Source organism: Eubacterium sp. OM08-24 (assembly GCF_003438075.1).
In the GTDB taxonomy this organism is placed as follows: Bacteria; Bacillota; Clostridia; order Oscillospirales; family Acutalibacteraceae; genus Ruminococcoides.
Window position 1 is genome coordinate 627209 of record NZ_QSTA01000001.1, and the last position, 13382, is coordinate 640590.

The following is a 13382-nucleotide window of genomic DNA, read 5'->3' on the forward strand; positions in this document are numbered from 1 at the left end:
TGCAATTATGTCCGTTTTTATAATATATAAGTTGCATTTTGGCATATTTTATGGTATATTTAGCATAAATAAAATATAACGAGGTTAATAAATCATATGCAACATTTTGAATTTAAGGTATTTCCACAGAATAATTATATGGATCTTACCCTAATACAGTTTGGCAGAGAGATCTGCAAGGGCGGCTATTCCTTTGGTCCGGCTGCAAGAAACCACTATCTTTTTCATTTCGTAATATCAGGTAAGGGCACTCTGTATGCAAATAATTCATCAGGCACAACCGATGTCTATAAAATAAATGCCAACGAAGGCTTTATGCTCTTCCCGGGTCAGGTATCTACATATATAGCCGATAACGACGAGCCTTGGGAATATATCTGGCTGGAATTTGACGGATTTCAGGCAAAAGCTGCTATCAATGCAACCGGATTATCGCAGGACAAGCCTATATACCATCCGTTATCAATTGAGTTGCGTGAACTCGCATTAGACGAAATGATTTACATTATTGAGCACAAGGAAGCTGCTCCTCTGCATCTTATGGGGCATCTTTATTTGTTTCTTGATTACCTGACTCGCTCTGCAGTAACAAGCCAATCGCAAAACAAAAGAAAGAATAATTCGAGTCATTATTATATCAGTGAAGCAATCAATTTTATTGAGCTGAATTATCAAAAAGATATTACTGTTGAAGACATTGCTGAAAACTGCGGACTTAACAGAAACTATTTTGGAAAGAAGTTTAAAGAAGAATTCGGAAAAACACCGCAGGAATTTCTTATGCGCTTCCGAATGACTAAGGCAACCGAGCTTTTGGAACACTCCCAACTTTCAATCGGAGAAATAAGCTGTGCTGTGGGATATAACGACCCGCTCCACTTCTCCAGAGCATTTAAAAACACATACGGCATTTCACCCCGTCAATGGCGTGATAAATACAGCTCTGATTAATTAAACAAAGCATAGTTCAGACACCGCTGAACATAAAATCTCGTTGGCAGTCTTTTATAATATTTTCACCGAATTGGTGTAATCATCCTCTCATACTTCTGCCACGTTTACGCCGCAGAGTTCGGACAGTATTAAACTTTGCTTTGTGTGGCAAGCTCGTCTGCTCTGCATATGCCTTATATGTGATTTCTGTTCATTAGACCGAGAGTTTGCATTAGGTTTACTTCATACTCCACCTCCCGATGGACACACTTGCCCTCATCTAACAGTTCCTACTGCCAAGCCTGAAGTGGACTTTCACCACCAAGTCACTGCCCATTACGGGCAAACAAAAAAAATGCCCGTTGGAGAAATCAATCTCCGACGGGCATAAATGATTTAAATATATTCAGTTAAATTTTTGTTGCGTAGTCAAGCGCAACCCAGCCTGCACCGGATTTCAGTTTGCCCCAGACTTTTGCAGAGCCTGTGCCTTGTTTTGTTTCAACAACGGTAAAGACTCCCTTGCCTGTTGCGGCATAGTTTGCGCCGTGGCCTTTGCGGATATTCAAATCTGAAATTGAAATCTGCACCTTGAATGAGCTTGTGGTATTCGTGGTTTTTGATGTGTAAGGAAGACACCTATATTGCTGAACGCCTTTATCAGGATCTGCATAACCGTTCTAAATAAATCTAAGTCCGAGCAAGGTGCACCATGTGTTCAGACTTTCGGTTTTCCTTACCGACATCGCGTATAATGAAAGGCAGATCTTTCGTAAAGGTTGATAGATTTGCATAAACTTTTATAGCAAAATCATCTTCCACACGATTACCTATCTTTCACACAAATACCCATCTTTCACACGAATACTTTTAAATAATTATATTCAAAAGTCATTATGAACGCAAAAACACCTCGGCAGAAAGTCAATCTGCCGAGGTGTTGTCATTTGTATTCGTGTGTAAGAAGTCAGAAAAGGCTTGAATACAAGCACTTTAAAAAAAGTCACGAATGCATATGCAATCGTGACTTAGGTGGTGGAGATGATTCGGACACGGAAAAACTCACACTCTTAAAACATTTTCTTTTAAGGAATAAAAATAAGATTTCTTAGTGTATAAAGTAAATGCTTTATATAAATGCTATAAATCATACTCTATACTACTATCCAATCTCGGCAACAAAAACAATATTGCAAGACAGTTAAAACTGTAAAACACAACACTACACGCTTTATGCGTGTTGCGGTGTTTTGGCTTGCAATAAGGTTTTTGTTGCCGAGTCGTTTTTATATTGATGTACTCTTACAATGATTTATATAAAGTACAAAGAATTTTAAAAATATATAGATTTGGTAAAATTAAATAAATATTCCAATAGTACTGATTTACTTTAATTTAATAACAGCAAGCTTTTTCCCTATTTGGGGAATTTTACAAGGAACAAGACAAGGTCAGTATAACTCTATACTATTCCATAGCATTATAATATAATTTGAGAGGAGATGTCGAAATGCAAGGAGTGATATTTGAAATGGATGTAAGTAATATTAAGTGTGAATATCTAAACGGAGCATATAGTGAACTTGCTAATCTGTTAGGTATTGAAGCAGTCTTGAAAATACATTCAGCATACAGAGGTCAGCAAATCACTTTTCCTGTGCAACTATTTAGTAAAGAATTTTTAAAAAAGCAAATTGTTGATGAATACAACGGATATAATATCAAACAGCTTGCTACTAAATACGGATACAGTGAAAAATGGGTACGACAAATTTTAAAAGAACACATTGACAAGCAAAAGTCTGATTAAAGAGGTGATTTTATGCCAGATAACACAAAAAATAAAAGTAGTATCGTTATTTTGATTATCATAGCATTAGTAATTTTCGGTGTGCTTGGATATGGTATATATCAAAATTACCCTAAAAGCAAAAATAGTACACCAGATGAAATACATACTACACAAATTGCAACTACTCAAGTACAAACAACTATGCAGAATACCACTGTAGTTCCGACAACAATAGTGCCGACTACTGCAGAGCCTACAAAAGTTGCTCCTACAACAATAGAAGTAACAACTGTTCAACCTACCACCAAAGCCGAAATCAATAAAGAAGATGTATATCAAGCCTATCTTGAAACAATTAATTCAAACGAAATAGAAGGCTATTACATTTATGATGTTAATCACGACGGTATATCAGAACTTATTATTAGCATTGGAGATAATTTATCAAAACTTCATTACGATTTTTATACTTACGATGATAATAAGGGACTTTACTATGTAGGTACAATTAATAGCAGTAGAGTTTTTTATGAATCTTATGAGGGTTCTTTAAAAACATTTTGGGCAAAACAAGGCTCATATTGTTTTGCAGAAGTCGAACTTAATAATGGAAGAATTAATGAAAATATCATTATTAACGATTATACATCAGGTGCTTATCCTGATATTGACGGTGTTAAATTAACTGAATCAAGTCCTTATGACACCAATCTTTTAGCTAATGAATTTAATTAATAAAAAGGAGAATATAAATGGACAAAATAAATTCTAATACAATCATAAAAAATCTTACAGGCATATTATGCGGTACAATTATCATATCTCTGCTATTTCCTTTTGTTTCAATAGGAGCTTCAGCAAATGCAGGAGGTATGGGAGAAGCAGAAGAAAGTACTGTATTAAATGGGTTTCAAATAATTACGGATGGTGGATTCTTAGGAATACTACTTATTGTCTGCCCTATTGCTATACTTATTGCTAATTACTTACCACAACTTCAAAAATATAAAAAGATTGTATCACTTGCTTTATCTGTTGTTGGTATTGTAATGATGTTTTTAGTATCAGGTAATATATCTGCTGGTGCAAATGCAGGTGGTGAAGCAGTAGGTCAAATGACAGGAGGTTCAGTATCAGTAGAAATGAAAACCAACTATTTATTAGGTTTTTGGCTTATGCTCATATTCTTTATCGGAATAGTTATTTTATCAGCTATACAGTTTTTCAATCTCAAAGGAAATAAAGTTTTTGACGCAGTAAATAATGGCACTTCTGACGAAAATGCACCTGAAATAAATTTACAAAAGATTGCAAATATAGCTAAAAGCAAAACAAATTCATCTACAGAAAATGCAAAAAGCAGTTCAAATGATTCGCAAAGAAATACAAGTATTATTAATGAGTCTTCAACACCACAAAGTAACATTAATTACATATCAATGAATGCAACTGACAGTAATAGCTACACATCAAGCGTATCTCAATCAAATCTTCCCATAAATCAAACAAATGCAGAAAAAGAAAATCCAGAAAAAATAATGGAATTGATTAAAAAGCTTTTTGATATGAAAGAATCGGGAATTTTGACTGACGAAGAATTCAATATAAAAAAGCAAGAATTATTAAATAAAATGTAATATAAAATGAGGTAAGTACATATGAAAAACGGTTTTGTCTTTATAAAATTAATGGTATTCTTTCTTATAATTGCAGGTATTAGCTTTGGACTGTATTATTTTCTTAAAATGCCAATGTTATTCTATACTTGTGATGGATGTATAATTATTGCAGCTATATTCTTTATTGCATGGTTATTCAGACTTTTCTTTAAGAAAGATATTGACCGTAGCTTAAGTAGTGTTGATACAACAAAATGGAATTGTAACTACTGTGGAACGGAGAATCCAACAGAAGCAAGATTCTGCACAAATTGCGGCAAAGAACATTTACAAGAGGTGAATATAAATGACAAGTAAGGTATCACGCAATGCCAAACAATGTGTTACCTGTGAATATTGGAGAGGTCGCAGTGTTGAAGTTGATACACCTAATTTCATAATATGTGACCCAAAAGAGCGTGCTAAATGCAATCAAACTGGCTTTATTAAAGCTGTTTGGCAATCTTGCAGTAAACATCAGAAAAGGCATAATCTTTAATTTAATAGTTTTTTATGTACTCGCCAATTTATTGGTGGGTGCATTTTTATATAAAAAACAAGAAAGGAGCAGAACAATGGAAGCATTATGGTTTGTACTTGGATTTGCTGTGACAACAACAGTTGTACTTGCAACAGAAAAACTCATCATCAAAAATTAATTTGGAGGAAAAAATATGTTTGGACTTATTATGGCACTTACAACAAAAGTAGCGGTAGAAATGTTTGCAACAGGTGCAGGAACTGCTATTACACTTCTCTGCACAGGAACAAAGCTGAGTAAAAGAAAATGATTGAAATATTAACACCTGATGATGTATCAAAAATCAAGGACTGTTACATTGCAGAATATATTAAAAATCTTCTCACAAATCTTCTGATACAAACCTCTGACTGTTCGCTTGAAACGGTCGGAGGTATTTTTTATGTTGAAAATGAAAAAGACTTTGACGATTACAAAAGTTTTGGTTTATCCTCAAAAATAACAGAAAGCAGATTTGAATGGATTGACTTGATAGGCAATGATTTTCTTGACGGATGTATTGTTCTTGACAATGACAGGGCAATAAACATTGTCGGCAAAGCTGACTATTTCAGAAAAGGAGTATTGAACAATGAGTATGGCGAACACAATTGAAACAAACAGCACAGTAAAAACAACAGCGGTCTTTTCCAAAAACAGAAAAGACCGCTATTTATTGAAAGCAGAATGGGACAGCAATAAAAAGTCGTTTGCAATAATAATGACATTTCCCTCATCAGCAGATGAATTGACTTTAAACCAAACAACAATGCTTGTTAGTAACGAAGCAATAAAGAATGATTTTGGTTCAGTTTCAATAGTTAATGTATTTTCAAGTATTAATAATGAAGCACCAAAGATTGACAAGACAAACACTTCTATTGTGATGAGAGAGTGCGAAAATGCCGATACAATAATTGTGGCATACGGCAGAAATACAAGTCACGAAGAAGAAAAAAGAACTTTTTGAGTGCATTGAATGAACATTACAAAGACAAACTCTATACAATCATTGACTCAAAAGGACTGATGTTCTCACACCCTCTTTCCCCTTTGGCACATCGTTGGAATATTCAGAAATTGGAGTGGAAAAGATGATTGCTTTGCCTTGAGATTTTCTCTTTGTGTGCAAGTATGCATTGCTTGAAAAAACGGGATTTCGGAGAAGAAGATTTTTGAGGAGGTTTTTCAAAGCGAAAAATCTTCCGAAATTTTCTCTCCTTTTTCGGTTCGTTCCGAAAACATCTTTTTTCTTCCTGGGAATTTTGATTGGCAAAATGTCCGTCGATTTGCACAAAACCTATTTTTTATTTTTTTGTCAAAAACAGCCTCTGTCAGGATTTTTCAGAAAATTATCAGTATAACAAAATCACATTACATTGTCGATAAGGAAAATAACTTCATCGGTGTTGTTAAGAAGAATAAATATTCTTACGAAATCCGATACATAATGACCTATTGCAAGATATTGCGAAAAATTATTGATATAGGTACAAAACAAATAAAGATTGAATATGAATACCACAACGGTATTGAAATTGATACTGTAAAACTTGACGGTGAATCTCTGTCAAAGTTTGGTTTAAAAACACTCTTTTCATATGGTGTTAGATTCAATGAAACCGATATTGATGAAGTAAACAAGTATCTTATGAATACCGATATGAAAGCTGAAATTGTATATGGCTACTCTAAGCTTGGCTGGGATAAAATTGACAATAATCTTGTATTCAGATATAACCATCTAATTGCCAATGAACAACTAAGTAAAGAATACATATACAACGGCAGTCTTTGTCTGAACCATAAAGGTACATTAGACGAGTGGTGCAATATGATTCAAAATGAAGTATGCGGAAATATTCCAATGACCTATCTTTTAATGGCTTCTTTCTCTTCCCCATTGCTTTCAATGTTGAATTATACACACGATTTTGGTTCTGTACTATTCTGTCTTTGCAACAGTTCAAGCAAAGGAAAAAGTACAACCGCAATGCTTTGTGCAAGTATTTATTCTTCCCCTGTGCTGAATAAAGGTGTGGCAATAAGCTTTAACGTAACAGAAAATGCACTGCAAGAGTTTTTAAGTCAAATAAATGGTCTTAGTGTAGTATTTGATGAACTCGGTGCTTCTACAATATCTAACCTTGAAAGAGTTTTATATAGCTTTTGTTTAGTCAGAAGTAAGCTAAGACTAAACGGTGATGCTTCACTTCAAGATGTCAAAGAATTTTCTTCTGTGATATTCACTACATCAGAAATAAGCTTTATAAGCGAGAAATCTATGGACGGAATAAAAACCGTGTATTTCAGATTGAAGATACTCTTACAAAAAATGCTCAAAATTCAGACAATATTAAGAATGTTGTAATGCAAAACTATGGTGCTGCAGGTAATGAGTATTTACAAATGCTTGTTAACAAAGGTCAAGAAATAATCGAAGCCGACTATCAGAAATATAAAGATATGCTCATAAAGAACAGCAAAGAACTTGATGAGAAATTACAAGTCAAAGGCTCAAATATTTTGACCGATAGTACTTTAGCTGCTTATGAACAAAAGAAAAGATTGACAGACAGAATATGCAAAAGAATTATTCAATTTTAATATTGAAATATCTGATATGATAAATTATTCCTTGAATCTGACAAATGCAATAGAATCTGCTCAAACACCAGAAGATGAGTTATTGACAATAGTTCACGAAGATTTTGTAAAGAATATCAGAAAATACAAAATGAATTATCCGTTTGCTTTAAAAGTATTTGGTAAAAGAAAAGCGGAAGCGATTGACTATGACTTGCTCAATAGTGGTTATGTCGGACTGGTAAGACTTAGTGCAAGCGACAATCACTATGAAATATGCGTAGCTAAAAACTACTTTGAGCAAATGATGAAGAATAACGGAATAGTTGATTTCCGCAAAAGACTTAAAAATCTGAGAGCAACAGGTGTACTCATTGCAGAAAAAGACAGACTTGTCGCAAGAGAGAAAATCATAGAAATCATTGACCTGAAAGTATATATTTTCAAATTTCAGTTTAATGACAAGATGATGTCACTTCACAATGCTTATGAAGAAATGTACTTTGACAAAATAGAAAACTCCGATAATAAAGACTTTCTGTCAGATGATGAAGTACAAAATATAGAAGAATGTCTTGGAGGTGAATGATTATGCCAACTTTTGATTTTATACCAAAGAAAAAATATGAATATATTGATGACGGTACCTACACAGGTATTCTTGACGATATATATTTCAGTCCCGATTGCCGTAACTGCTGGTTCACAATAAAGGTAGATTCAATAGAAAACGGCTATTTTAACTGTATGTTCTCTAATATGGATATAGTTTTAAATAACTTCTGTTGTGAGTATGTAGATGATAATAACTGTTTTTGCAGTGATAATGTACTCGGCAAAAAAATTGAATTTTCTGTAAGTCAAAGAAAATACGGCAACAAATCTTTTTCAAAAATAACAGCAATAAAAGTTATTTCCGATAAAGAATAATATTTTAAAAAATTAAATAAAAAATCCCTGCTTGCAGTATTATCTGCAAAAAATAATCATCAGATTTTATTAGATAAATGGTTATTAGTGGTTTGGCATAAGAGTTGTGTAATCTGGGATACACAAGCCAAGCATATAGAGTTTTACTCTATTTTAATCTCTTGATATACATAATATTAGGAGGTTTTAATATGAAAGAATCATTAGTGTGTTGCAGTATACCCCGCAATCTTCTGCTTAAACAGGATTACGACAAGAGTATAGATAAAGCTGAACATACAGACAACCGCATTTCTTCGGATTTCTATAATGTAATAATAGATGTCCTCATCGAAATGCTTAATATAGATTAAAATATAAACTTTGAAAATCATCTGTGCAGTTGCTTTTCAGTGACTGCACTTTATTAAATTATAAATACATATTATTAAAATGAAGAATTATTCTTATAGGAGTGGTATATATGGAAGAAACAATAAAAGCAGTCGGATATGCACGATTTTCTTCTTCAATGCAACGAGAAGAATCTATAACAGCTCAAAAAAGATATATGATGATGTATGCCAAAAGAAACAATATGGAAGTCATTGATTGGTATTGTGATGAAGCAAAATCAGCAAAAACAGTCAACAGACCTGCATTTCAGAAAATGATAAATGACGCAAAGAACAACCCTGAATTTAAGGCGGTATTGGTACATAAAACAGACAGATTTTCAAGAAATTTGAGTGACAGTATTCAATATAAAAAAATTCTTGAAGAATACGGTGTGCAAGTCATATTTGTTAATGAGCGTTTTGAAGATAATCCCGAAAGTCATTTATTGTATCATATAATGGGTTCGGTCAATCAGTTCTACAATGAAAATCTTGCGAGAGAAGTAATGAAAGGACTGAAAGAAAATGCTTATCAATGCAAATTTACTGGTGGCAGACCACCTTTAGGATATGATGTTGACAAAGACCTTAAGCTTGTCATAAATGAAAAGGAAGCCGAAGCAGTTCGATTGATATTTGAAATGTCTGCCGAAGGATACGGCTATGGAGAAACAATAGACAAGCTGAATATTCTCGGATACAAAACTAAAAAAGGATTGCCTTTTGTCAAAAACAGTCTGTATGAAATACTGAGAAATGAAAAATACAAAGGTACATACATCTTCAACCGCAGTTGTTCAGCAAACAGCCTGAATAAAAGGAACAATCACAGAAGAAAGCCTGAAGAAGAAATAATAAGGATTGAAAACGGCTGTCCTGCAATAGTTTCATCTGGCTTATGGCACAGAGCAAATGCAGTTAAAAAAGCAACTCGAAGCAGTTATACAAATGCCAAAAATACATATCTGCTAACAGGTCTTATACATTGCGGAGAATGTGGAGGTAAATTTCACGGAAATGTTCGCTACAACAAAAACAACACAAATCTGGTATATAGATGTAGTTCCAAGAAGAATAAAAGAAAATGCGAATCAAAAGAAATAAGGTTCGAATATCTTGACAGCTTTGTTATTGATAAGTTTGTTGAATTCTTCTTTAATGATGATAATATAAAAGTAATAACAAAGCAACTCAATGAGCAATACAACAAATCCTGTATATCGGATTTGGAATACAACGAAGCAAAATCAACCTTAAAAATTCTTGAAAAGAGCAGGAATAATCTTGTTGAAGCAATAGCAAAAACAGGTATAAATGACATAATGTCCGACAAAATCAAGGAATATGAAGAACAAATCAAAAAGACTTCCGAGTTCATTCATAAGTATGAAAAGCAAAAAATTGACAGAGTAATAACGGAAGATGAAGTCAGAGAACAAATAAATCATTTAAAGGATTACTTTTACAACCCTAAGAATATAATAAGAACAAAATTTGTTCTTTCGCAATATATAGACAGAATTGACATTTCAAATGAAAATGTGCAGGTTCATTTTAAAGTATCAATGTCCCCATCAGGTAATACTGATGGGGATTATTTTTTTGTTCATACTGAAACTATAAAGAGAAAATATCTTTTTGATTATGTCTGCGAAAAGGTCGATTTTGAGCAATGGAACATAGAAAAACTGAATAAGTCCGAAACGGAACATAGAAAAGGAGCATAGAAAAAAGGGACTTATTTGGTGGCGACTGACCGTATACATACTCACAATACTAAAAATGCGATTGGAATGGGAAATTTTTATATGTGGTGAGTTATTCTGTGTACGGTTGCATAATTTATATTGTGTTGTTTTATACTTCATAAATGATTCTTGTTTTGCCTTAAAAACTGCATAAATATTGGAATAATCATATAATAAAAAAGTCACGACTGCATATGCAATCGTGACTATAATGGTGGAGCAGGGGTGCTCAAGGATGAACACCCCTCCGAAGCTCCGGTTTCGCCTTCAAATGCCGTTTCTATATCATCCAGCGGGATATTGTCAATGCTCAACGGCTTTTTGCTGGCGTTGATGATGAGGGTAAAGTGGTCGTCATACAGATAGATGGAATGAACAAAGATATTGATGATAGCTCGGCGCTTGTTCACATCGTCGGCGGGCATCTCGCAGACATAGTCCAGAAACGCCAGAATCTGTGCCTCCGTCAGCGTGATCTTCTTGTTTTCCTCGATGGCGAGCTGCGCCTTTTCCGCCATGCGCTTGTTGAGTCGATCCGTCAGCATCTCCACGGCCTGCCCCTGCTCAATGGCTTTCCAGAGATTCTCAATGGCCGTATCCGCCTCTCGGATCGCCTTTTTCAGCGCCTTGGCGGTCAGGTTATCCGGGCTTTTGGTGCACTCCTCAGCCACTTTCTTGGCAATGAAGCGGATTTTCTCCTCGGTCAGCATTTTCAAACACTCGTTGACCACACGGTCCTCTATATAGGACTTGCTGACGATCTTCTTGCCGCACTTTTTCCTGCGGGCGTTTTTGCACATATAGTAGTGATATTGCCTGCCGGTCTTGCTGGTGCCGCCGTAGCCCACCATCATTTCCTTGCAGTGTCCGCAGAACAGCTTTGTGGTCAGCAGTTATTCGCCCTCGCCGTGAGTTCGGGTCGGCGCACTTTTGTTTTTGTTCATCATCGATTGCACCCGGTAAAATAGGTCATCATCCAGAATGCGAGGCATCCCGCCGGGTGTTTCCTTTCCTTTGTAAAGATAGACACCGATATAACGCTTGTTGCTGAGCAGGCGGCTTAGGCTGTTGGGGCTGAATTCTTTGCCGAGGGAGGTTTTGACCCTGCGTCGTTTCAGATCCCGAATGATCTCCGCTTTCGTCTCGCCGCTGGCGTAGCGCTCATAAATCTCAGGGACAATGGCGTCTTCCTCTTCATCCACATAGAACCGCCGTTCGGCATCGACCTTGAAGCCCAAGCCGGGGTTGCTGCCGTTGGACAAGCACTTTTCGGCATTGATAGCCATACCCCGATGGATCTTCTGAGAAAGCTCCACGGAGTAGTATTCCGCCATACTTTCCAGAACGCCCTCCACCAAGATGTCGGAAGCGTCGTCCGCAATATTCTCCTTGGCAGACAGCACCCGGACACCGTTCTTTTTCAGTTTCGCCTTGTTGATGGCACTGTCATAGCGGTTGCGGGCAAAACGGTCCAGCTGATATACCAAAACGCCCTCAAAGGTGTGCCTGTCGCTGTCGGAGATCATCCGCTGAAATTCGGCACGGTTGTCCGTGGTGCCGCTGATGGCCCGGTCAATATATTCTCCGACAACGGTATAATGATTCGACTCCGCATATTCATAGCACACCTTGAGCTGTCCCTCAATGGACTGCTCCGTCTGGCTGTGGCTGGAAAAGCGGGCGTATATTACAACATTCATCTGTGAGCCTCCAATTCTTTCTATACATAATTATAATCCTCCTTTATTTGCTGTCGAATGTGCGAAAACTCAGACGCCCGATGCAGTTGCATCAGGTGTCCGTTCATCATATTCAGGGTGTTTGGTAAGCCATTTTTCAAAGTAAGCTTTGCCCTCGTCACTATCATAGAACTTCCTAATCTCTGGCGCTAATGCCTTTGCAAAAGAAGTGAGCAGTTCTTCGGGTAACTCTACCTTGGTATAATCAATCCTTGTATATTTCTTCATAGGCTCACCTCATCGTTCTCGGTCACGCTGTCGAATCAGATAGCGGCGGTAATGCTCGCAAGCTTTCATAACAAAGTCTTCTGCTTGCTTTGTATTGGCGTTAGGGACATATTTGCGAATGCGCTCCATCGGCACCTTGAACATTTCACGCTGATTTGCTTTTTCCTCGCTCATAACGGTGGCAATAACTTCGAGTGTCAAGCCTTCCTCCCCACTCATCTTCTTAAAACGGCAAGCCTGAGAGAGCGACGGAGTGCAATCATTCAGCTCCATCTGTTCCAAAAGGTCGTACTGTTCTTGCTCGTTAAGATACGAAAGCTCAACGGCGGGAGTAAAAGCGATACGCCCGTCATCCACATATTGCAGGATTTCGGGAATAAGGTTGGTAAGGCGGATATAGCGTTTAATAGTATCTTTGCTTGTACCCGCATCCTCTGCAATTTGTTCGGTTGCTAACTTCGGTGCAACTTGCACCGAAGTTAAATCTGTACGATATCCTTTGTGTGCCAATGCCTCCGCTTTCATCTTGTAAGCAAAGGCTTTTTCAGAGGGCAGAATGTGCTCTCGGTGTAGGTTGCTGTCTACAAGCACGATTGCCGCCGCATCACGGTCAAGGGAAACAATTAAGGCAGGGACTTCTGTGATCCCTGCCTTAACTGCGGCGTGTAAGCGGCGGTGTCCGCTTATCACCTCATATTCATCTGTGTTTTCAATCGGTCGAACAATCAGCGGCGAAAGAATTCCTTGCGTCTGTACGCTTTCGATCAAGGTATTCATTTCCTCATCGTCCTTGACCTTGAATGGGTGTCCGGCAAAGGGGTGCAATTTTTCTGCCGGAATTGCCACCGGCTTTTTCATCGTATTTTTCATT

General features: G+C 36.5%; 19 protein-coding genes. 14 read left to right on the plus strand and 5 right to left on the minus strand.

All coding sequences use genetic code 11. The features are described 5' to 3' along the window. Positions 1 to 96: 96 nt before the first annotated feature. A complete protein-coding gene (locus tag DXC23_RS03100; protein ID WP_117704720.1) occupies positions 97 to 951 on the plus strand; it encodes an AraC family transcriptional regulator in 855 nt (284 codons plus the stop codon). A 392-nt stretch (positions 952 to 1343) separates the two neighbouring features. On the opposite strand, the gene DXC23_RS03105 is transcribed toward DXC23_RS03100, so the two are convergent. Then, a complete protein-coding gene (locus tag DXC23_RS03105; protein ID WP_199523037.1) occupies positions 1344 to 1523 on the minus strand; it encodes a hypothetical protein in 180 nt (59 codons plus the stop codon). Positions 1524 to 2443: 920 nt separating this feature from the next. Here DXC23_RS03105 and DXC23_RS03110 point away from each other — a divergent pair. The 13 genes from DXC23_RS03110 to DXC23_RS03165 all read left to right on the plus strand — a co-directional run bounded on the left by DXC23_RS03110 (position 2444) and on the right by DXC23_RS03165 (position 10523). After that, positions 2444 to 2743: a Mor transcription activator family protein gene (locus DXC23_RS03110; RefSeq protein WP_022234631.1), complete on the plus strand. Its 300-nt coding sequence runs from the start codon at positions 2444 to 2446 to the stop codon at positions 2741 to 2743. Positions 2744 to 2755: 12 nt separating this feature from the next. Continuing rightward, positions 2756 to 3460: a hypothetical protein gene (locus DXC23_RS03115; RefSeq protein ID WP_117704721.1), complete on the plus strand. Its 705-nt coding sequence runs from the start codon at positions 2756 to 2758 to the stop codon at positions 3458 to 3460. Between the two features lie 17 nt (positions 3461 to 3477). Next, positions 3478 to 4362 carry an SHOCT domain-containing protein gene (locus DXC23_RS12595; protein ID WP_242997390.1) on the plus strand — a complete coding sequence of 295 codons (885 nt, stop codon included), beginning with the start codon at positions 3478 to 3480 and terminating at the stop codon, positions 4360 to 4362. A gap of 21 nt (positions 4363 to 4383) precedes the next feature. Then, positions 4384 to 4701, plus strand: a complete 318-nt coding sequence (locus DXC23_RS03125; protein WP_022234628.1) for a zinc-ribbon domain-containing protein — start codon at positions 4384 to 4386, stop codon at positions 4699 to 4701. A 101-nt stretch (positions 4702 to 4802) separates the two neighbouring features. Continuing rightward, positions 4803 to 5042 (plus strand): hypothetical protein, encoded by a 240-nt coding sequence (locus tag DXC23_RS12310; RefSeq protein ID WP_147329119.1) that lies wholly within the window; start codon positions 4803 to 4805, stop codon positions 5040 to 5042. Positions 5043 to 5170: 128 nt separating this feature from the next. Further along, complete coding sequence (locus DXC23_RS03135) at positions 5171 to 5518, plus strand: hypothetical protein (protein ID WP_117704723.1); 348 nt, start codon at positions 5171 to 5173, stop codon at positions 5516 to 5518. Next, positions 5496 to 5873, plus strand: a complete 378-nt coding sequence (locus tag DXC23_RS03140; RefSeq protein WP_117704724.1) for a DUF1643 domain-containing protein — start codon at positions 5496 to 5498, stop codon at positions 5871 to 5873. The genes DXC23_RS03135 and DXC23_RS03140 overlap by 23 nt, the downstream gene beginning before the upstream one ends. 345 nt (positions 5874 to 6218) lie before the next feature. Next, a complete protein-coding gene (locus DXC23_RS03145; RefSeq protein WP_147329120.1) occupies positions 6219 to 7274 on the plus strand; it encodes a DUF927 domain-containing protein in 1056 nt (351 codons plus the stop codon). After that, positions 7274 to 7510: a hypothetical protein gene (locus DXC23_RS03150; protein WP_117704726.1), complete on the plus strand. Its 237-nt coding sequence runs from the start codon at positions 7274 to 7276 to the stop codon at positions 7508 to 7510. Before DXC23_RS03145 ends, DXC23_RS03150 begins: the two co-directional genes overlap by 1 nt. Before the next feature lie 16 nt (positions 7511 to 7526). Further along, entirely contained in the window at positions 7527 to 8078 is a 552-nt protein-coding gene (locus DXC23_RS03155; protein WP_117704727.1) for a hypothetical protein, read from the plus strand. A gap of 2 nt (positions 8079 to 8080) precedes the next feature. Continuing rightward, positions 8081 to 8419, plus strand: a complete 339-nt coding sequence (locus tag DXC23_RS03160) for a hypothetical protein (protein WP_022234622.1) — start codon at positions 8081 to 8083, stop codon at positions 8417 to 8419. Between the two features lie 191 nt (positions 8420 to 8610). Continuing rightward, on the plus strand, positions 8611 to 8772 hold the full coding sequence (locus DXC23_RS12370; protein ID WP_022234621.1) for a hypothetical protein: 162 nt from the start codon (positions 8611 to 8613) through the stop codon (positions 8770 to 8772). A gap of 110 nt (positions 8773 to 8882) precedes the next feature. Next, positions 8883 to 10523, plus strand: coding sequence for a recombinase family protein (locus DXC23_RS03165; protein WP_117704728.1), 1641 nt, complete (start codon positions 8883 to 8885; stop codon positions 10521 to 10523). A gap of 227 nt (positions 10524 to 10750) precedes the next feature. Here the strand turns inward: DXC23_RS03165 and DXC23_RS12600 are convergent, their stop codons facing one another. The 4 genes from DXC23_RS12600 to DXC23_RS03180 all read right to left on the minus strand — a co-directional run bounded on the left by DXC23_RS12600 (position 10751) and on the right by DXC23_RS03180 (position 13381). Next, positions 10751 to 11437 carry a zinc ribbon domain-containing protein gene (locus DXC23_RS12600; RefSeq protein ID WP_347474781.1) on the minus strand — a complete coding sequence of 229 codons (687 nt, stop codon included), beginning with the start codon at positions 11435 to 11437 and terminating at the stop codon, positions 10751 to 10753. Beyond that, the gene (locus tag DXC23_RS12605; protein ID WP_242997392.1) at positions 11438 to 12244 is read right to left on the minus strand and encodes a recombinase family protein; all 807 of its coding nucleotides are present in this window, start codon (positions 12242 to 12244) and stop codon (positions 11438 to 11440) included. A gap of 69 nt (positions 12245 to 12313) precedes the next feature. Then, positions 12314 to 12511 (minus strand): hypothetical protein, encoded by a 198-nt coding sequence (locus DXC23_RS03175; RefSeq protein WP_005358002.1) that lies wholly within the window; start codon positions 12509 to 12511, stop codon positions 12314 to 12316. A gap of 9 nt (positions 12512 to 12520) precedes the next feature. Further along, positions 12521 to 13381 (minus strand): ParB/RepB/Spo0J family partition protein, encoded by an 861-nt coding sequence (locus DXC23_RS03180; RefSeq protein WP_022264147.1) that lies wholly within the window; start codon positions 13379 to 13381, stop codon positions 12521 to 12523. Between the last annotated feature and the right edge of the window lies 1 nt (position 13382).

Coding starts and splice junctions, on each gene's coding strand:
- DXC23_RS03100 (WP_117704720.1), top strand. CDS start 97: ATGCAACATTTTGAATTTAAGGTATTTCCACAGAATAATTATATGGAT.
- DXC23_RS03110 (WP_022234631.1), top strand. CDS start 2,444: ATGCAAGGAGTGATATTTGAAATGGATGTAAGTAATATTAAGTGTGAA.
- DXC23_RS03115 (WP_117704721.1), top strand. CDS start 2,756: ATGCCAGATAACACAAAAAATAAAAGTAGTATCGTTATTTTGATTATC.
- DXC23_RS12595 (WP_242997390.1), top strand. CDS start 3,478: ATGGACAAAATAAATTCTAATACAATCATAAAAAATCTTACAGGCATA.
- DXC23_RS03125 (WP_022234628.1), top strand. CDS start 4,384: ATGAAAAACGGTTTTGTCTTTATAAAATTAATGGTATTCTTTCTTATA.
- DXC23_RS03135 (WP_117704723.1), top strand. CDS start 5,171: ATGATTGAAATATTAACACCTGATGATGTATCAAAAATCAAGGACTGT.
- DXC23_RS03140 (WP_117704724.1), top strand. CDS start 5,496: ATGAGTATGGCGAACACAATTGAAACAAACAGCACAGTAAAAACAACA.
- DXC23_RS03150 (WP_117704726.1), top strand. CDS start 7,274: ATGCAAAACTATGGTGCTGCAGGTAATGAGTATTTACAAATGCTTGTT.
- DXC23_RS03155 (WP_117704727.1), top strand. CDS start 7,527: ATGATAAATTATTCCTTGAATCTGACAAATGCAATAGAATCTGCTCAA.
- DXC23_RS03160 (WP_022234622.1), top strand. CDS start 8,081: ATGCCAACTTTTGATTTTATACCAAAGAAAAAATATGAATATATTGAT.
- DXC23_RS12370 (WP_022234621.1), top strand. CDS start 8,611: ATGAAAGAATCATTAGTGTGTTGCAGTATACCCCGCAATCTTCTGCTT.
- DXC23_RS03165 (WP_117704728.1), top strand. CDS start 8,883: ATGGAAGAAACAATAAAAGCAGTCGGATATGCACGATTTTCTTCTTCA.
- DXC23_RS12605 (WP_242997392.1), bottom strand. CDS start 12,244: ATGAATGTTGTAATATACGCCCGCTTTTCCAGCCACAGCCAGACGGAG.
- DXC23_RS03175 (WP_005358002.1), bottom strand. CDS start 12,511: ATGAAGAAATATACAAGGATTGATTATACCAAGGTAGAGTTACCCGAA.
- DXC23_RS03180 (WP_022264147.1), bottom strand. CDS start 13,381: ATGAAAAATACGATGAAAAAGCCGGTGGCAATTCCGGCAGAAAAATTG.